The sequence below is a fragment of the Pyruvatibacter mobilis genome (assembly GCF_012848855.1).
Taxonomy (GTDB): Bacteria; Pseudomonadota; Alphaproteobacteria; order CGMCC-115125; family CGMCC-115125; genus Pyruvatibacter; species Pyruvatibacter mobilis.
On the sequence record NZ_CP051630.1, the window covers coordinates 1,897,747 to 1,915,558 of the forward strand.

At 64.4% G+C, this 17,812-nt stretch carries 14 protein-coding genes; 2 read left to right on the forward strand and 12 right to left on the reverse strand.

Features of this window, described 5'->3' with window-relative positions; genetic code table 11:
- Nucleotides 1–52: 52 nt before the first annotated feature.
- The 4 genes from HG718_RS08860 to HG718_RS08875 form a co-directional block, all read right to left on the reverse strand.
- Nucleotides 53–2,998, reverse strand: a complete 2,946-nt coding sequence (locus HG718_RS08860; protein WP_160587395.1) for a bifunctional [glutamine synthetase] adenylyltransferase/[glutamine synthetase]-adenylyl-L-tyrosine phosphorylase — start codon at nucleotides 2,996–2,998, stop codon at nucleotides 53–55.
- 165 nt (nucleotides 2,999–3,163) lie between these two features.
- On the reverse strand, nucleotides 3,164–3,448 hold the full coding sequence (locus HG718_RS08865) for an HU family DNA-binding protein (protein ID WP_027839119.1): 285 nt from the start codon (nucleotides 3,446–3,448) through the stop codon (nucleotides 3,164–3,166).
- Between the two features lie 378 nt (nucleotides 3,449–3,826).
- The gene (locus tag HG718_RS08870; RefSeq protein ID WP_160587394.1) at nucleotides 3,827–4,813 is read right to left on the reverse strand and encodes a DUF3137 domain-containing protein; all 987 of its coding nucleotides are present in this window, start codon (nucleotides 4,811–4,813) and stop codon (nucleotides 3,827–3,829) included.
- 24 nt (nucleotides 4,814–4,837) lie between these two features.
- The gene (locus HG718_RS08875; protein WP_160587393.1) at nucleotides 4,838–5,407 is read right to left on the reverse strand and encodes a LemA family protein; all 570 of its coding nucleotides are present in this window, start codon (nucleotides 5,405–5,407) and stop codon (nucleotides 4,838–4,840) included.
- A gap of 89 nt (nucleotides 5,408–5,496) precedes the next feature.
- On the opposite strand from HG718_RS08875, the gene HG718_RS08880 reads away from it, so the two are divergent.
- Nucleotides 5,497–6,378, forward strand: a complete 882-nt coding sequence (locus tag HG718_RS08880; protein WP_160587392.1) for a fumarylacetoacetate hydrolase family protein — start codon at nucleotides 5,497–5,499, stop codon at nucleotides 6,376–6,378.
- 12 nt (nucleotides 6,379–6,390) lie between these two features.
- Here the strand turns inward: HG718_RS08880 and HG718_RS08885 are convergent, their stop codons facing one another.
- From HG718_RS08885 to ccmI, 8 genes are all read right to left on the reverse strand, one after another.
- Nucleotides 6,391–7,812 carry a sensor histidine kinase gene (locus HG718_RS08885; RefSeq protein ID WP_160587391.1) on the reverse strand — a complete coding sequence of 474 codons (1,422 nt, stop codon included), beginning with the start codon at nucleotides 7,810–7,812 and terminating at the stop codon, nucleotides 6,391–6,393.
- Nucleotides 7,799–8,524, reverse strand: coding sequence for a response regulator transcription factor (locus tag HG718_RS08890; RefSeq protein WP_280179170.1), 726 nt, complete (start codon nucleotides 8,522–8,524; stop codon nucleotides 7,799–7,801). Before HG718_RS08890 ends, HG718_RS08885 begins: the two co-directional genes overlap by 14 nt.
- A gap of 357 nt (nucleotides 8,525–8,881) precedes the next feature.
- Complete coding sequence (locus tag HG718_RS08895; protein WP_160587390.1) at nucleotides 8,882–10,123, reverse strand: bifunctional alpha/beta hydrolase/OsmC family protein; 1,242 nt, start codon at nucleotides 10,121–10,123, stop codon at nucleotides 8,882–8,884.
- Nucleotides 10,124–10,161: 38 nt separating this feature from the next.
- A complete protein-coding gene (locus HG718_RS08900; RefSeq protein ID WP_160587389.1) occupies nucleotides 10,162–10,641 on the reverse strand; it encodes a cytochrome c-type biogenesis protein in 480 nt (159 codons plus the stop codon).
- Nucleotides 10,638–12,638, reverse strand: coding sequence for a heme lyase CcmF/NrfE family subunit (locus tag HG718_RS08905; RefSeq protein ID WP_160587388.1), 2,001 nt, complete (start codon nucleotides 12,636–12,638; stop codon nucleotides 10,638–10,640). Before HG718_RS08905 ends, HG718_RS08900 begins: the two co-directional genes overlap by 4 nt.
- Nucleotides 12,635–13,120: a cytochrome c maturation protein CcmE gene (gene ccmE, locus HG718_RS08910; protein ID WP_160587387.1), complete on the reverse strand. Its 486-nt coding sequence runs from the start codon at nucleotides 13,118–13,120 to the stop codon at nucleotides 12,635–12,637. Before ccmE ends, HG718_RS08905 begins: the two co-directional genes overlap by 4 nt.
- 92 nt (nucleotides 13,121–13,212) lie before the next feature.
- Entirely contained in the window at nucleotides 13,213–14,148 is a 936-nt protein-coding gene (locus tag HG718_RS08915; protein ID WP_160587386.1) for a peptidoglycan-binding protein, read from the reverse strand.
- A gap of 129 nt (nucleotides 14,149–14,277) precedes the next feature.
- On the reverse strand, nucleotides 14,278–15,441 hold the full coding sequence (gene ccmI, locus HG718_RS08920; RefSeq protein WP_160587385.1) for a c-type cytochrome biogenesis protein CcmI: 1,164 nt from the start codon (nucleotides 15,439–15,441) through the stop codon (nucleotides 14,278–14,280).
- Between the two features lie 185 nt (nucleotides 15,442–15,626).
- Here ccmI and HG718_RS08925 point away from each other — a divergent pair, with 185 nt between their 5' ends.
- Entirely contained in the window at nucleotides 15,627–17,789 is a 2,163-nt protein-coding gene (locus HG718_RS08925; protein ID WP_160587384.1) for an acylase, read from the forward strand.
- Nucleotides 17,790–17,812: the final 23 nt, after the last annotated feature.

Sequence of the window (17,812 nt, forward strand, 5' to 3'; positions counted from 1 at the left end):
TTATGCCTAACAGCGTGCGGGGGTGGCAATCCGCCGACCCCCCGCCCCGGCCTCAGCCGGCGGCGCGTTCTATCAGATCCGCAAAGGCTGCGTTAACCATTGTCTTCGTTTCCATCAGGTCCCTTTCGACCACGGAGAAACTGGGGGCATCCACAGCGCGGGCCAGACGGTTCTTGAGGGCTTCGCCCGCCATGGCAGGCACGAAGGTGCCGGATACCGCAATCCGGAGAACCTGGGTGAGATTGTGATAGCGATCGGCGGCATCGATCAGTTGCTGGCCGAGCCCCTTGCCGGTGATACCGGCCATGGTGAGTTTCTCGAGCGCTGTGCGGGTGTTGCTGTCCAGGAGGCCTGCATTGCGGCGGGCATGGATCAGCTGCAGCGTCTGCGCAATGAATTCCAGATCCACGAGCCCGCCGCGGCCATGCTTGATGTCCCACAGCTCATCGCTGCCGAGTTCGCGGTAGACGCGCTCACGCATGTCGACCACGTCCCCTGCCAGTGTTTTTTCATCCCGACCGTTGCACAGGGCATCGCGAATGGCGCCATCGACCATGCTCTGCATCAGGGGGGAGGTCGCGGAAATGACGCGGGCGCGGGTCAGCGCCAGCTTTTCCCACGTCCAGGCACTTTCCTGATGATACTTGATGAAGCTGCGCAGGCGCGTGGCCAGCGGACCTGCATGGCCGGAGGGGCGAAGGCGCAGATCCACCTCATACAGCGGTCCTTCCGCCGTCGGAACCGTCAGGGCACTGATCAGCCGCTGGCACACGCGGGTGTAATAGCGCGTGCCGTCGATGGACCGCTTGCCGTTCGACTGACTGGCCTCACCTTCAAACTCATAGATGACGATGAGGTCCAGATCGGAGGTAGCCGCCATTTCGCGGCCGCCCAGCTTACCCATGGCAATCACCGCCATCTCACCGCCGGGGAGGTCGCCATGGTCACGGCGGATTTCGTTCATGGCAGCTGGAACCATGCCGCTGACAAGGGCGGTTGCGAGGTCGGCATAGGCAGGCCCTGCCTCACGGGCGGGGGCCGTGCCGGTGAGGACCTGGACGCCGATCTGGAACAATTGCTCCCGCGCATAGATGCGGGCGAGGTCGAGCACCTGCTCGAAGCCATCAGCGCGCTCCAGCAACTCCGCCACTTCTTCCTGCCGCTGCTCGGCATCCGGCAGTGGTCCATAGAAATCCGCCGCGATCACCGCTTCCAGCACATTGGGGTGCTCGGCGAGGTAGCGCGCCATCATGGGCGCGGACCCCATGATACCAGCCAGCAGGTCCAGCAGGGCCGGGTTCTGATAGAGCAGCGAGAAGAACTGCACGCCAGCCGGCTGACCGGACAGGAAACGGTCAAAACGCGACAGAGCCTGGTCCGGACTGTCGACGCCGGAAATGGCGCGCAGCAGCGCCGGGGTCAGCTTGGTAAGCAATTCGCGCGACCGGGCCGCGCGGGTGGCCTGGATGCGGCCGAAATGCCATTTGCGCACCGTGGCAATGACTGAGGAGGGAGACTGAAAGCCCATGCCCGCCAGGGTCTCGAGCGTTTCAGGGTCATCATCAGTACCGGTGAAGACCAGTGAGCCTGCTTCTTCAGAGAGAGTCGGTTCACGTTCGAACAGACCGGCATAATGGCCCTGCACTGTTTCCAGGTGCTGTGTCAGGTCCTTGCGGAAAGCGGTGTCATCGCCATACCCCATGAAGGCCGCGATGGCGGCGATGCCTTCGGCCGTCTTTGGCAGTCGGTGTGTCTGCTCGTCATTCACCATCTGCAAACGGTGCTCGAGCGTGCGCAGGAAATCATAGGCGCGGGCAAGGTCGTCCCGGGTGGCCGGGTCGATCCACCCCTCCTCCACCAGCGATGTCAGCATGGGGATTGTGGCGCGGCCGCGGAGCGCCGGTGTCTTGCCACCGCCGATCAATTGCTGGATCTGCACGAAGAACTCGATCTCGCGGATGCCGCCACGGCCGAGCTTCACGTCATGCCCCTCGATGGCGATGGCAGCGTGGCCACGATGGGCATGGATCTGCCGCTTGAGGGAATGAATGTCCTCGATGGCGGCAAAGTCGAGATAGCGGCGCCAGACGAACGGCGTCAGCATTTGCATGAGCTGTTTGCCCGCTTCGAGATCACCGGCGCAGGGGCGCGCCTTGATCATCGCCGCGCGCTCCCAGTTCTGGCCCATGGTTTCGTAATAACTCTCCGCCGCTGCCGCGGAGATCGCCACGTTGGTGGCCCCGGCATCCGGGCGCAGGCGCAGATCGGTGCGGAAGACATAGCCATCGCCGGTGGGCTCCTGCAGGAGCTTGACCAGGTCCTTGGTGAGGCGGACGAAGAAGGACTGCGGCTCGCACTTCTCTGAGAACGTCAGACCGTCCGGCTCGAAGAAGACAATAATGTCGATGTCGCTGGAATAGTTGAGCTCAAAGGCGCCGTATTTGCCCATAGCCAGCACGATGAGGCCGGAGCCGCGCGTGGGCGTCGCCTCGTCCGCGAGGGTAATCTCCCCGCGCGCCGCAGCCTGGCGCAGCAGCCAGCACGCCCCCTGCTCAATGACCGTATCGGCAAGCAGCGACAGGGTGCGCGTGACCTCGTCAAGCGGCCATGCGCCAGCGACATCCGCGACTGCCGCGAGCAGCGCCAAGCGGCGCTTGGCAACACGGGCTGCGCGCATCAGTGCTGCCATGTCATCCGCATCGCGCATGGCTTCGCAGCAGCCCGCAAGCAGCCGGTCGCGCATGGCGGCGGGGTCCTGGCTCAGCAGGTCGGGCAGCAGCAGAGCCTCCCGCTGGATCAGGCGGGCGAGATAGGGCGCATTGCCGGCGCAGGCGGCCAGCAGCTTTTCAGCATCAGTGTTAGCCAACAGCCCGGCCGCCGGACCGCCAGCATCAGCAGCAAGCTCCTTGAGCGTGCGCTGGGCATGACTGTCATCCGCGACGAAGAGCTGGCGCGCGGCCGCATGGGCAAGCGGGGACGCGGGATCGGCATGAACCATCTTCTACTCTGCCTGTTTCGCGCCTTGGCGCCGGGGCTCACCGGCCGTCCGTCACGGGCGACCTGCGGGCAAGACTCAGAAAAAATGCCCGCCTGCGCAAGGGCACAGACGGGCATTTCATCATTCAGGTCACGTCCCTGCGGACGTGCGCTGCCGGGACTGCATTCAGCAGCCGGCGGCTTCCTTCAGCTGCGCGGCCGGCTTGAAGCGCAGGACCTTGGATGCCTTGATCTTGATGGCTTCGCCGGTCTGCGGGTTGCGGCCCATGCGGGCAGCGCGCTTGGAGATAGTGAAGGTGCCGAATGTACCGATGGTGTACTTGCCTTCCTTCTTGGACGCCTTCAGGCCCTTTTCGATTTCGCCGAACACCAGTTCGACGGCGCGCTTGGCTTCCGCCTTGGACATGTCGCCGGCTTCCGCAACCTTCTCGATAAATTCTGCCTTGCTCATCGTATTTGCCTCTCAGATGACTTTGGTACTGACACAGTCGATTACTGACACAGTGGTAGTGAATTCAGTGCTGGCGGGCGGTTGTCCCCCGGACGGCGCTGGCTGCGTCGGCTTGCTTTGCCCAGGCCATTGGCTGCCCGAGCCCGATCCAGCCCCAGCCGGTCATTCCTCCATGACCGACTCAGTTGAGGATCGAAGTTCCTTGTCGATATGGCCGATTTTGCCCGTGCGCAAGCGGTTTTGAGAAACCCGATGCGCTGAAGCCCTTGTGCAGCAAGGGTTTCGGGCCACCGTTGCCCTAAAACCCAATTGACGCGCGGGATCGGGGGCAACGCAGTGACGTGAAAATTGATTCGCTGCGCCACGAAGCAGACAGGATCAGGCCCGTGTGGCCGTGGCGAGGTTGAGGGCAGTGATGATGCCGAAGACGATGCCGATCTCCTCAAACAGCCGTGCGATGGCTGCCGGGTCATCGAGGCGGGCGCTGAGGCCGCCGCCTTCAAAGCGGTCCTTGCCGCCATTGACCGAGAGGAGCAGATGGTCGGCGTCAAAGGCCAGCTGCAGCTTGCCGTCCAGCAGGGCTTCAAGCTCCATCACCCGTTCCATGAAGCGCGGCGTGAGGAGGTAACGCGCTTCGACCTGGTCCGATGAGAAGACCTCGAAGCTTTTTTCGAAGCGCGGGTCCTCCAGGCGGACGCGCTCGCCGGACTTGCCGAAGCGACTGAATAGATTGCCGAGCATGCCGCCGTCGCGCACGAGGATGGTGCGGCCCGCAAACGGCTTGGCGAAAGTGAAGCGCGCCAGCAGGCCGCGGAACACCGTTACATAATATGTTTCGGTGCGGCCATTGCTGTCGCGGCGGGTGCGGCGGTCTTCCAGATGGGCTTCGGACAGCGCGAAGCTGATGCCGTCACACTCCCCCAGCAGTTCATCTTCCAGAGACGACCGGTCATAGCTGGGTACGATCCGCGTGTCGCGGAACCAGTCGAGGCGCGCCTGGGTGGGCTCTGCGTTGTAGGTGAAGTCCAGAAAGGAACTGATGCGAGCCAGCATTTCCTGCTTCACGCGGGAGGTCACCGCGGTGACCTTGCTGGTAAGCCAACCAAGTGTGCCCAGGGTGGCAACGACGGTCAGGCCGGCCATCACCCAGCCGACCCAGCCTGCGTCGAACCCGCCAGCGAACCAGATCGCTGCGATGGTGGCAGCCGCAAGCGGCAGCAGGATCAGCGAATAGCGTACCAATTGTTTGTAGGCGGCGCTGCGCAGGGCCTCCTGCTCCACGAGGAATGGCTCGAGTTCCTTGTGGTAGAAGGCCGCAGCGCCCACAAAGCGCGGGTGCAGCCGTTCGACGTCTTCAAGGGTCATGGCCGCCCCTCCTCCGCCGCCGGATTATTTGAGGTAATCACCTGCATTCACCGGGGCGCGGGCTGCTTCCTCGACCTCGTAGAATGGCATCGGCTTCACGCTGGCCATGCCGGCGATGACGCTACCGGGGAAAACCTCAACCGCATTGTTCAGATCTGTAACGGCTGCGTTGTAGAAGCGCCTGGCTGCCGAGATATGGCCTTCCACCTCGGTATAGGTGTCCTGGGCCTTGGTCATGGCCTCCGCCGAGCGCAATTCCGGATAGGCCTCGGCTGTGGCGAAGAAGCGCATCATGCCTGCCTGCAGGCTGCGCTCAGCCTCGATGTGGCTCTTCACCGCTGCCGGATCGTCGGGATTGTAATCAGCCATGGCGCGGGCACGCAGCTCCGTCACCTCCGTCAGCAGCTCCTTTTCGTGCTCCATGAACCTCTGGGCGATGGTGAGCACGTTGGGGATCAGATCGTGGCGCTTGCGCAGCTGCACATCGATGGATGAGAGCGCTTCGCGGGCGCGGTTGCGCCGGGCGATGAGCGTGACATACCAGATGTACCCGCCGATGAGCACGAGCGCGACAATACCGAGAATGATTTCCATGGGAGCCCTGTTCCGGAAACATGCGGGGTGCAGACAAATACGGGCCGTAGTATGCACAGAGTGGATGACGATTTGAAAGGAAGCAGCTCATGCGCCTGGCCGCCTTTACCCACAACGACACCACCCATATCGGTCTTGTGGAGACCACCGGGTCGGGCACCGTCCTGCGGCCTGCAAGGGGGCTGTCGTCCGAGGGATTGACCCTGCGTGACGTGCTGGCCGGAGGCGAGGCACTGCTGACACGTCTGCGCGACGAGGCGCAGGCGAGTGACGCGCTGCCGCTTGAGGCCGTGACGCTGACTGCGCCCATACCCCGTCCCGGCAAGGTGCTGGCCATCGGTCTCAATTACAAGGCGCATGTGGAGGAGACGGGCCGCGAGGTGCAGCCGCACCAGATCTGGTTCAACAAGCAGCACACCTGCATTACCGGCCCCTTCGGCGTCATCGACAAGCCGGTGGCGTCCGACATGGTGGACTACGAGGGCGAGCTTGTTGTGGTGATCGGCAAACGCTGTCGCCATGTGCCTGCGGACCGTGCGCATGAGGTGATCGCCGGCTATATGGCGGGCAATGACGTGTCGGTCCGCGATTGGCAGAAGCGGACACCGACAATGCAGATGGGCAAGAGCTTCGACACTCACGGGCCAACCGGACCATGGATCGTGACCGCTGACGAGGTTGCCGACCCGCAGGCACTGACCATCACCACAAAGGTCAACGGCATCCAGCGTCAGCACGCGTCCACAGCGGCGATGATCCACCCGATCCGCCAGCAGATCGAACATCTGACGACGGCGTTTACCCTCGAACCAGGCGATCTCATTTTCACCGGCACGCCGGAAGGTGTGGGCATGGCGATGGACCCGCCCCTGTTCCTCAAGGACGGGGACAAGGTCCGGATCGAGATCAGCGAGATCGGGGTAATCGAGAACGACGTGCGCAACGAGGTGGCACAGACACTCATCGCCTGACGCCTGCCCTCCCTATTCGGCAGCCGCCTCATGGCTTTGATGGCGGGCGCGGCGGGCAAGGCCAATGACGACGCGCAGGCCCGGCTCATTGTCTTCAAGGCGCAGCGCCCCGCCATGCAGGCGCGTGACGGCGCTGACGAGGCTGAGGCCCAGGCCGCTGCCCGGTGTGTTGCGGCTCTGCTCAAGCCGAACGAAGCGGCCAAGCACGCGCTCCCGGTCTTCGGGGGCGATGCCGGGGCCATTGTCGCTGACGCTTACCTCTGCGCCGCGTGCCCCGCGGCTCCGGACAGCGAGGCGGATCACACCTTCGCCTATGCCTCCGGGATGGGCGGCGTGCTTGATGGCATTGTCGAGCAGATTGGCGATGGCCTGCGCCAGCAGCTCCCTGTGGCCGTGATATTCGATGCCCGGCTCAATCGCGAGATCGAGGCGAAGGCCCGCTTCTTCAGCAACGGGCTCATAGAGTTCGGCTGCATCCTGCGCCAGAGCGCTCAGATCCACCCAGTCCATGCCGTCCCGCGCAGCGCCGGCCTCGGCGCGAGCGATGAGCAGCAGCGCGTTGAAGGTGCCCAGAAGCTCGTCCGCCTCGTGGATCGATTTTTCCAGCGCCTGGGCATATTCCTCCTGTGTCGCGGGTTTCATCAAGGTGACTTCGAGGCGGTTGCGCAGGCGGTTGAGCGGACTTCTGAGATCGTGGGCGATGTTGTCGGTCACCTGCCGCATGCCCAGCATCAGGCGCTCGATCTGATCGAGCATGTCATTCAGGTTTTCCGCGAGCTGATCAATTTCATCGCCTGCCCCGGTTACCGGAATGCGGCGGGACAGTTCCCCACCCATGATGTCCTTGGCGGTGCGGTTGATATCGTCAATCCGGGCGACGAGATTTCGGCTGATGATCGCGCCGCCGAGAATGCCGAGCACGATCATGGCACCGACGGCCCAGCCCAGCGCATTGGTGATCTGCGCTTCAAGCTGGCGGCGCTCCTCGATGTCCTGACCCACCAGCAGGCTCATGCCTTCGGGCAGCCGCGTCATCACCGCGATGGCTTCATGGATCTCGACCTCCCCTTCCACGGTGCGGCGAGGATAGACGAAGCTGAGCCAGCCATCGGTGTCGCTCGCCATCAGCGGCCAGCTTGTGAGATTGCCGCCCAGCGCTTCGCCGTTCTGGTCTTCCAGCAGATAGAGGTTCTGGCGGGGGTCACGCGCCTTGGTGATGACGCCATGAACGAGCGCGGCGCGGCCTCCCTCGTCATACTGGCTGACCAGCGCTGAGGTTTCCGCGAGGATGGTGGTCTCGGTCTGGCGAGCCAAGAAGCCTGCGGTGTTCCAGTAGAGATAAGCCAGCAGCGCGCTGGCGGATGCGAGGAACAGCGCCAGGTAGACAAGGGCGAGCCGGAAGGTGGTGGTCGAGAGCAGCTTATCCAGGGGCACGGAGGGTGTATCCCGCGCCGCGCACCGTGTGGAGCAGCGGCGTCTCGAAGTTCTTGTCGATCTTGGCGCGCAGGCGGGAAATGTGCACGTCGATCACGTTGGTCTGCGGGTCGAAGTGATATTCCCAGACATTCTCCAGCAGCATGGTGCGTGTCACCACCTGCCCGGCATGCTTCATGAGGTATTCGAGAAGGCGGAATTCGCGCGGCTGCAGGTCGATGTCCTGGCCGTCGCGGGTCACCTTGCGGGCCAAAAGGTCCATCTCCAGGCCGCCGACACGCATCCTTGTTTGTGTTTCGCCGGGGTTGGCACGGCGCACCAGCACCTCGATGCGGGCTAGGAGTTCCGCGAAGGCGAAGGGCTTTGTCAGGTAATCATCACCGCCGGCGCGGAGGCCGCTGACACGGTCCTCGACCTCGCCGAGCGCGCTGAGAAACAGCACCGGCGTGGTCTGCCCTTCCTCGCGCAGGGTGGAGACGACGGACAGGCCATCCTGACGGGGCAGCATGCGATCAATCACCAACACATCGAACTGGCCGGACATGGCAAGGTTGAGCCCGTCATCGCCATTGGCGGCATGATCGACCACATGGCCGCTCTCGCGCAGGCCCTTCACGATATAGGCTGCTGCTTCCACATCATCTTCGACGACAAGTACGCGCACGTCTTCTCCCGCAAGGTCGGCCCCCATGGGGCTGGGCTGAACCGTCATGATTTGCGCCTCCAGCTTACGCCGGTGCGCGCAGAGCTGCCACCGGCGGATGAGACCGGGGATTGCGCATCTGTCGGCGCCTGATTGGAAGAAAAGAGCCGCACCGGCAACACTCGTGGGGGAACACGACACACTGTGTCCACCGGTGCGGCTGATTAAAACGGCCTGGAGTGATGACGCTTGTGATGAAAGCGACCGGGCCGTTTCCAATCCACAGAAACGGACCCTTCGGACCCGAATCCTGCTTCCCGGAATGGTCTCAGTCTCGGCCCCGCCGCCTTACAGCCGGCTTGCGGCCACATGACAAATTGGTAATGAACCACAGCCTGCCACACGTGCGGACTCGTGACCTACCGATCAGCTCCGCAGGCTGGTGCGCACCACGATCTTGTTTTCAAGCGTGCGGTGCACGGGGCACTTGTCGGCGATTTCCATCAGGCGGCTGCGCGTTTCATCGTCGAGATCGCCCTCGAGCTCAATGTCGCGCTCGAGGAGATCGACCATCCCTTTGGTGTTGCCCTCATGCTCTGCGCATTCCGCGCAATCATCTACGTGGATGCGGTCATGGCCGACGCGCACCACAACCCGGTCGAGCGACAGCTTCTTGTGGTCCGCATACATGCGCAGGGTCATGGCTGTGCAGGTGCCGAGCGCGGCGTTGAGATATTGGTAGGGCGTGGGGCCGGTATCCATGCCGCCGACACTCACCGGCTCATCGGCGAGCAACAGGTGCTCTCCGGCAATGACCTGGTTCTGGAACTTGCCGGAGCGGGTTTCGACCACCGTCACACGGTCCGGCTCGCCCTTTACGAGAGGCTTGTTGTCAACGGCTTCCTCACCCAGATAGCGGGTGGCCCAGGCGGACAGGACGTCGGCCACGTAGGCCGCGTCCTTGCGGCGGGTCAGCAGATGATCCGCATCATCCAGCGAGACGAAGCTCTTGGGGTGACGCGCGGCAACGAAGATCTTTTCGGCATTGTCGATGCCCACGGTTTCATCGCGTGGCGCGTGGAAGACGATCAGGGCCTTCTTCATGGTGGTGATGCGCGGCGTGAGCTCCTGGCTGCGGATGTCCTCGAGGAATTCCTTGCGGATGTTGAAGCGCCGCCCGGCCAGCTCCACCTCCGCTTCGCCATCGGTTTCGATGGTCTCGAGATGGGCGTGGAAGTTTTCCGCCACATGCGCGGCATCGGCCGGCGCCCCGATGGTGGCAACGGCCTTTGCCTCGGGCACGTCACCGGCCGCTGCCAGAACTGCCGCACCACCAAGGCTGTGACCGATCAGGATCGAGGGTGCTTCATGCTCCGACCGCAGATAGTCGACTGCCTTCAGGAGGTCCGCCACGTTGGACGAAAAATGGGTGTTGGCAAAATCGCCGTCCGACTGGCCGAGGCCGGTGAAATCGAAGCGCAGTACAGCAATGCCATGAGCACACAGGCGTGCGGCTATGCGCGACGCAGCGAACACATCCTTGGAGCAGGTGAAGCAATGGGCGAAGAGGGCGAAGGCGCGCGGCTTGCCATGGGGCAGTTCCAGCCGACCGGCCAGCTTGCCGCCCTGGCTGCCTGCGAATTCCACCCTTTGTGTCTGCTGTGCCATAGGCCCTGCCCTTGCTGCTTCCGTCAGGGCACAGACGGTCAATTGTCCTGCGGGGTGCCCAGCAGGCGGTCCACGCGGGCGCGCTCATCCTCAGTCAGCGGCGTGCCCTCGCCCGCTGCCTCTTCAACGCTGCGGGTCCTAACGTAGCGAAGGGCGAACAGGCCTGCCAATAACAAGACGATGAAGGGACCGAACCACAGGATATAGGTGTGCGGGGCCACGCGCGGGCGCAAGAGCACATATTCCCCGTAACGGTCGACCACGAATTCGATCACTTCCTCGTCCGTGTCGCCGGCCAGCAGGCGGTCACGCACCAGGATGCGCAGGTCCTTGGCGAGCGGCGCATTGGAATCATCGATGGACTGATTCTGGCAGACCATGCAGCGCAGCTCCGCGCTGATGGTGCGGGCACGGGTTTCAAGTGCCGGATCATCCAGCACTTCGCTCGGCTCATAGGCTGCGGCATGACCGGCCATGAGGCTGAGGGCGAGCAGGCTTATGATCAGAGTCCGGATCATTCAGCCGCCGCTCCCGCGGGCTGGACGCGTGACTTGCGGGACGGCGCACCGACGCGCAGGCGGCGGTCAGCAAGCGATACGCAGGCACCGAGCACCATGACGATGCAGCCGATCCATACCAGGGGCTGGAGCGGGTTGTGGTAGGCGCGGACGATCCACCTCGTCTCGCCCGGGGCTGCACCCGGCTGCGGATCGCCGAGCACCACATAGACATCATCGAGTATGGTGGTGCGGATCGCGGCTTCGGTCGTCGGCATGCGGGCGACGGGATAGAAGCGTTTTTCCGGGAAGAGTTGGCCGACTTCCTGCCCGCCCCGCTTCAGGGTGAAGATGCCGCGATCAGCTTCATAATTGGGGCCGGGTGCTGGCTGCACACCCTCAAAGACAACCTCATAGCCCCCAATTTCGATGGACTGACCGGCGGACATGAGCTCAACGCGCTCTTCCGCGCCGGCTGTGACGCCGACCACACCGAAGACGAGCACACCGACGCCCGCATGGGCGATGGCCGTGCCCCACGCGGAGCGCGGAAGGCCTTTGAGGCGGTTGAGACTTTGCGCAAACGGGATACGCCCGACGCGTGCGCGCTCGGCGAGATCAACCACCGCACCGGCCACAAGCCATGTGGCCAGGGCAAGGCCGAGGGCGGCGAGCACCGGCGCGCCTTCCACCACGAACAGGGCGATGAGCCCGACCGCGAGGGCGATGACGGCAGCCGCGTAGAGACGCTGGGCCGTCGCCATGGCATCTGCCCGCTTCCAGGCCAACATGGGGCCGAAGGGGACGAGCACCAGGAGCGGCAGGATGATGGGGGTGAAGGTCGCGTTGAAGAAGGGCGGGCCGACGGAGATCTTCTCCCCGGTTACCCCCTCAAGCACCAACGGATACAGGGTGCCGATGAGGACAGCGGCCGTGGCGGCGGTGAACAGCAGATTGTTCACCACCAGCGCTGACTCGCGACTGACCGGGGCAAAGAGCCCGCCCAGCTTGAGAGTGGGCGCACGCCACGCATAGAGCGCAAGCGCGCCGCCGATGAAGAAGATCAGAATACCGAGGATGAACAGGCCCCGCTCCGGGTCCACCGCGAAGGCATGCACCGAGGTCAGCACGCCTGACCGCACCAGGAAGGTGCCCAGCAAGGACAGGGAGAAGGCGAGCACTGCCAGCAGCACAGTCCAGGATTTAAGCGCGCCGCGCTTTTCCACCACGATGGCTGAATGCAGCAGGGCGGTCGCCGCCAGCCACGGCATGAGGGACGCGTTTTCCACCGGGTCCCAGAACCAGTATCCGCCCCAGCCAAGCTCGTAATAAGCCCACCAGCTGCCAAGGGCGATGCCGACCGTGAGCGAGGCCCAGGCGGCAAGTGCCCAGGGGCGCACCCAGCGCGCCCAGGCCGCATCCACGCGGCCTTCAATCAAAGCCGCGGCGGCGAAGGAGAAGGCGACCGACAGCCCCACATAGCCGCCATAGAGAAAGGGCGGGTGAAAGGCGAGGCCCGGGTCCTGCAGCAGTGGGTTGAGGTCGGTGCCGTTGATGGGGGCAGGGTCGAGCCGGATGAAGGGGTTGGACGCCAGCACCACGAACAGCGCGAAGACGGCGCCGATGAGCCCCTGCACACCCAGCACGCGCGCCTTGAGGCTGTCCGGCAGATTGCTGCCGAAGGCCGCAACGCTGCCGCCGAAGATGGCCAGGATGAGGATCCACAGCAGCATGGAGCCTTCATGGTTCCCCCAGACGCCGGAGATCTTGTAGATCATTGGCTTGGCGGAATGGCTGTTCTCGTAAACGTTGATGACCGAGAAATCGGACGTGACGAAGGCGTGGGTCAGCGCCGCGAAGGAGGCGGCAAGCAGGACAAGCTGCAGGCCTGCGGCACGGGAGGTCATCGCCATCAGGCGGGCATCATTCAGCTGCGGGCCGTACAGGCCGAGGGCTGCCTGGGCAAAGGCAACCGCCATGGCGAGCACGAGAACGAAATGGCCAAGCTCAGGAATCACTCTCCGGTTTCCTTCCACTGGCCGGATGCCTTGATCGCGTCAGCGACCTCCGGCGGCATGTAATTCTCATCATGCTTGGCGAGCACGCGGTCGGCCTTGAAGCGGCCGCCCTCGGCGAAGCTGCCTTCAGCGACGATGCCCTGCCCCTCACGGAACAGGTCGGGCAGGATGCCCGCATAGGCGATGTCGATGGAATGGCGGGTGTCGGTGACGGAGAACAGGGTCGTCTCGCCCTGCGTGCTGACGCTGCCCTCGACGACCAAGCCGCCGACGCGGGCCTGCTGGCCGGCGGAGACGCCTTTTTCGGCGACGTCGGTGGGGCTGTAGAAGAACACCACGGTGTCCTCCAGCGCGCTTAGGGCCAGGATCACAGCGGCGCCCAGAATAACCACTGCTGCCACGATGAAGGCAGCACGATGCGACTTGCGGGTGCGCTGGCGGGTGCGCGGCTTGGGAGTCGGGCTTGCGGAGTTCTGTGTCATGACGCGGATGAATATATCCCGCCGGGGCATCCGCGCCCAACGGTCAAAAGATCGCAGAAGATCACGAGGGTTTTAGCGGCGCGGGTCACCCGTCAGGCAAGGCCGAGGGCAGCCAGGGTGGCGGGCCCCGCGATGCCGTCGGCCACAAGGCCCATTTCGTCCTGGAACTGGCGCACGCAGCGCTGCGTACCCTCGCCAAACTCGGAATCGATGTTGATTGCCCATCCTCTTGCAGCCAGCGCCTCCTGCAGCGCGCGGACATCCGCCCCGGTCATCTGCGGATCGGTGAGATGGAGGGTCCGCTGGCCGCTGTCCTCGGCGCTGACACGGACGGGGCCGAACCCCAGCACATCATGGGTAATTTCCTGCCCGCGCACGGTGAAGGGCACCGACAGGGACCAGTTGCCCGCAGCAAACAGGGCGCGGAAGGCGTCCATGCGATAGACGGTGCGGCGGAGCAGCTGATTGCTGTGGCCTGCGAGCCAGGACCGGCGCTCGGCCACATAATGCTCCACCCATCGCCTGTGGCCGATCTGACCCGGCCTGCCACGGCCCGAGAGCACCCGGTCGCGGATGAGGGGCCAGGACCCATGCACCCTGCTGTCATAGATAACCGCAAGGGCCAGCGGATCGCCCAGACCCAGCTCGCGGGCCGCGACATCGGACGGGTCCCAGTAGAGCCGATCGAAAAAGGCGTCCTGGGCGTCCTGCATCACGGGGTCGGCCCCTGCTTCCCGCAGCAGGCGGTGCAGATGCTCATCCCGGTCGAGGCGGGTGTCCCGGTCGGCAAGGCGCGGCAGATAGGGGCGCAACTCGTCATCGAGTGCTGCATGGGCGGCGCGGCAATAGGCGCTGATGAGCAGATGCAGATTGCCGGAACCCAGGGTGGTCTGCGCGCGGCCATAGGTCAGGTGGCCGGTATCGCCCGGCAGCACGGTGACGGCGGCATAATCGCCGCGGGGCGTACCCGTTTCAAAGACGTTGACGATGGCCTGGGCGGCGCTTTTCTGGAGGCTGGTAAGGGGCATGGGCTGCCTGCCTGAGACGCACAAATGGGGGAGACCGGCGGGACGCGAATCCCGTCACCAGCCGGTTAGCGCGCAGGCTATCACGGCTGACCTTCGGCGGGGAAAAGGTGCAAGCGAAAGTGCCGCCGCTTAGTCTTCCGAGGGGGCCAGCCCGAGGGCATCGGCTTCGGTCAGCAACCGGTCGCGGGCGGCCTCATCACCTTCAAAAGCCGACAGGGCGCGGGTTAGCACGTCTGTCGCCTGTTCTTCCTGCTGCAGCACGGCGCGGGCGCGCATCAGGCGCAGCCATTGGTCCACCGGGCCGCCTTCGGCATCGAGGCGGGCATCCAGATTATCCACCATGGCCTCAATGGCTGCGGCGCGATCTTCCGGCGGCAGATCCGCGATCGCCTGACCGGCTTCGGACGCGGGGCCCGTCGCCGGGGCCTGGGCAGGGGCCGAGCCGGGTGCTGTTTCAACGGCGGGCTGATCAAGGGCTGCGAGGCTGCGCAGGGCCATCTGGCCCCACTGACTGCTCTCCCCGAAATCGGATGCGAGGGTTGCCCAGATGGCGCGGGCCTCATCGGTGTCGCCTTCCTGCACGGCAGCAAGACCAAGGAAATAGCGGGCCTGCGGCAGGGTCGGATCAAGGGACAGGGCGCGCTCGAAAATCGCGACCGTCCGTTCACCGACGAGTCCTTCATCGGCGAAGACCAGCGCCTCGCCCAAGCTTGCCAGGAGTTCAGCGCTTGGCCCTTCGATATCCACGAGGCGGCCATAGGCGTCTGCTGCATCCTCGAAGCGGCCCATGCGGGCATAGATGGGGGCGACCACACGCCAGCCGTCGGCATCCTCGGGATTGGCCCGCAGATGCTGTTCGACACGGGCGACGAGTTCTTCGATGTTCTGCTCTTCCGGCGGCTTGCTGATGCGCGCCTCGAAGGGCTGAGCCGGCAGACCGGGCGCGCCGCCATGCAGATAGAACAGCACCGCCAGCACCGGGACGGCAGCAACCATGATGAGGGCAAACGACGTGCCCGCGCGCGTCCGGGTGCCCTTTTCCGCGTCGCGGGCGGCATCGGCCGCCAGCAGCCTGCGGGAAATCTCGGTGCGAGCGGCAGCGGCCTCGGCATCGCCGATGAGGCCGCGCTTCAAATCCTGCTCCACCTCGTCAAGCTGGTCCCGATAGACCGCGACGTCACTTTCAGACCGGCTGCGCAGGCGGCCGGGCCCGCGCAGGGGCGCAAGCACAAGGGCAGCCGACACGATGATCAGCAGGGCCGCGGCGATCCAGAAGAGCAGCATACCGGACATGAAAGACCTTTGCGGGCAGCCTCACGCCCCATTGGCGGGCGGCGAGGGAGAGTTGGGTGTCTGCTCACGGCGGGAGCCGAGTGGGCGGACATATCTCTCATGTAACATTCGTGTCAGCCCACCGCCACGGGTGCTATGGTCGCGGCCAACAGAACAAGTCCATACAGGTTTTGAGGAAACCGCCCATGTCCCGACTTCGCCTTGCCGGCCTAATCGCCGGCGCGCTGGCCGTGCTCACCCTTGCCGTGCTGTTCACGCTCGGACTGCGGATCAATACCGGCAGCGACATGCCCGACCTTGCCGCGCTGAAGGCCCCGGCCGCGGATCATGATGTGGAGATCATTCGCGATGCGTGGGGTGTGCCGCATGTTTATGGGGCGCGGGATCGTGATGTGGCGTTCGGCCTGGCCTATGCGCAATCGGAGGATGACTGGGCAACATTGCAGGAAGTGGTGGTGGCCACGCGCGGTGATCTGGCCAGACACAAGGGCATGGATGCGGCGGTGACGGATTACCTCGTCCACCTGTTCCGCATCTGGCCGACGCTGGACACGGAATATGACGCCCTGCCCGCCTATATTCGTGAGATTGCGGAAAGCTATGCGGCGGGGGTCAATCTGTGGGCTGCGGAAAACCCTGGGCAGGTGTGGGACGGGGTGCTGCCGATGACCGGCAGGGACGTGATCGCCGGCTTCATGTTCAAGACGCCGTTCTTCTACGGGCTCGACAAGACCTTCAAGGAACTGTTTGCCGAGACGCGGGCGAAGGAAATTTCGCTGGGGCCGGACAATGCCTTCATGTGGACGGACAAGCCTACCTACCCGATCGGGTCGAACGGCTTTGCCGTGGCCCCTTCCCGCTCGACGGACGGGCATACCCGCCTGCTTGTCAATTCGCACCAGCCCTATACGGGGCCCGTTGCATGGTATGAGGCGCGGCTGAAAAGCGAAGAAGGCCTCGACATCACAGGCGGCGTGTTTCCCGGGGCACCGGTCATCCTGCACGGGCACAACCAGCACCTGGGCTGGGCCAATACGGTGAACAAGCCCGATCTGGCGGACGTCTATGTGCTTGAGGTGAGCCCGGACAATGCAAACCAGTACCGGCTGGACGGCGCGTGGCGGGACATGGACGTCTCGACGGCCACCATCCGGGTCAAGCTGTTCGGCCCGTTCGAGTGGCACGCCGAGCGCGAGGTCAAATTCTCCGACCACGGACCGGTGCTGGAGACCGAACACGGCACCTATGCCGTGCGCTATGCGGGCATGGGCGAGACAAGGCAGCTCGTGCAGTATCATGCACTGAACCGGGCGACATCGCTGGAGGAATGGCTGGAGGCGATGCGGCTTCTCGCGTTGCCGAGCATCAATTACATCTATGCCGACAAAGCCGGGAACATTGCCTATGTCTACAATGGGCAGATGCCGGTACGGCCTGAGGGCTGGGACTGGCATCAATATCTGCCCGGCGACCGGTCAGACCTGATCTGGCAGGAATATCACGACTTCGAAGACATTCCGAAGCTGATCAATCCGGCCAGTGGCTTTGTCATCAACGCCAACAACACGCCCTTCGAGGCAACCGCGGAAGCGGATGATCTACGGCCGGAAGACTTTCCCCCGCATATGGGCATTGAGACCCAGATGACCAATCGCGGCCTGCGGGCGCTGGAGCTGATGCGGGCTGATGACGCAATCAGCGACGAGGAGTTCCTGGCCTACAAGTTCGACAAGACCTACTCGCAGGACAGTGAGCTTGCGGCGCTGATCCGCCTGTGGCTGGAACAGGATTTCTCCGGTGACGAGAGGATGGAGGCCGCGCAGGCACACCTGGCGGCGTTCGACATGAGCGCTGACAAGGACGACACACATGCAGCCCTGGCGCTGCTGGCCGGGGAACCCGTGGTGTGGGCCCGTATGCAGGGCGAGCCGGAGCCTGACCCGGTGCAATCGCTGCGGGAGGCGGTGGCCCATCTCACCACCCATTGGGGGCGGCTGGATGTGCCGTGGGGCGAAGTGAACCGGTTGCGGCGCGGGGATGTGGACCTCGCGCTGGGCGGCGGGCCGGACCTGCTGCGGGCCGTCTATGCACGCGACCCCAAGCCGGACGGGCGGCTGGTGGCCCAGGGCGGCGACACGATGATCTATGTGGCGGACTGGGCGCCGGACGGAACACTGCGGACGCGCAGCATTCACCAGTTCGGGTCGGCCACGCTGGATGAGGACAGCCCGCATTATGCCGATCAGGCGCTGCTCTACGCGGACCAGAAGTTCCGGACGATCCCGCTGGACCGGTCGGCGCTGGAAGCGGAAGCAACGCGCACCTACCGCCCCGGCAGGGATGGCTGACAGGCAGGCTGAAGAGGGATGCG

Excerpts from the sequence above, each read along its gene's own strand:
- HG718_RS08865 (WP_027839119.1), bottom strand. The coding sequence starts at position 3,448 with ATGAGCAAGGCAGAATTTATCGAGAAGGTTGCGGAAGCCGGCGACATG.
- HG718_RS08870 (WP_160587394.1), bottom strand. The coding sequence starts at position 4,813 with ATGACCCTTGAAGACGTCGAACGGCTGCACCCGCGCTTTGTGGGCGCT.
- HG718_RS08900 (WP_160587389.1), bottom strand. The coding sequence starts at position 10,641 with ATGATCCGGACTCTGATCATAAGCCTGCTCGCCCTCAGCCTCATGGCC.
- HG718_RS08875 (WP_160587393.1), bottom strand. The coding sequence starts at position 5,407 with ATGGAAATCATTCTCGGTATTGTCGCGCTCGTGCTCATCGGCGGGTAC.
- HG718_RS08895 (WP_160587390.1), bottom strand. The coding sequence starts at position 10,123 with ATGGCACAGCAGACACAAAGGGTGGAATTCGCAGGCAGCCAGGGCGGC.
- HG718_RS08890 (WP_280179170.1), bottom strand. The coding sequence starts at position 8,524 with ATGACGGTTCAGCCCAGCCCCATGGGGGCCGACCTTGCGGGAGAAGAC.
- HG718_RS08860 (WP_160587395.1), bottom strand. The coding sequence starts at position 2,998 with ATGGTTCATGCCGATCCCGCGTCCCCGCTTGCCCATGCGGCCGCGCGC.
- HG718_RS08880 (WP_160587392.1), top strand. The coding sequence starts at position 5,497 with ATGCGCCTGGCCGCCTTTACCCACAACGACACCACCCATATCGGTCTT.
- HG718_RS08925 (WP_160587384.1), top strand. The coding sequence starts at position 15,627 with ATGTCCCGACTTCGCCTTGCCGGCCTAATCGCCGGCGCGCTGGCCGTG.
- ccmI (WP_160587385.1), bottom strand. The coding sequence starts at position 15,441 with ATGTCCGGTATGCTGCTCTTCTGGATCGCCGCGGCCCTGCTGATCATC.
- HG718_RS08915 (WP_160587386.1), bottom strand. The coding sequence starts at position 14,148 with ATGCCCCTTACCAGCCTCCAGAAAAGCGCCGCCCAGGCCATCGTCAAC.
- ccmE (WP_160587387.1), bottom strand. The coding sequence starts at position 13,120 with ATGACACAGAACTCCGCAAGCCCGACTCCCAAGCCGCGCACCCGCCAG.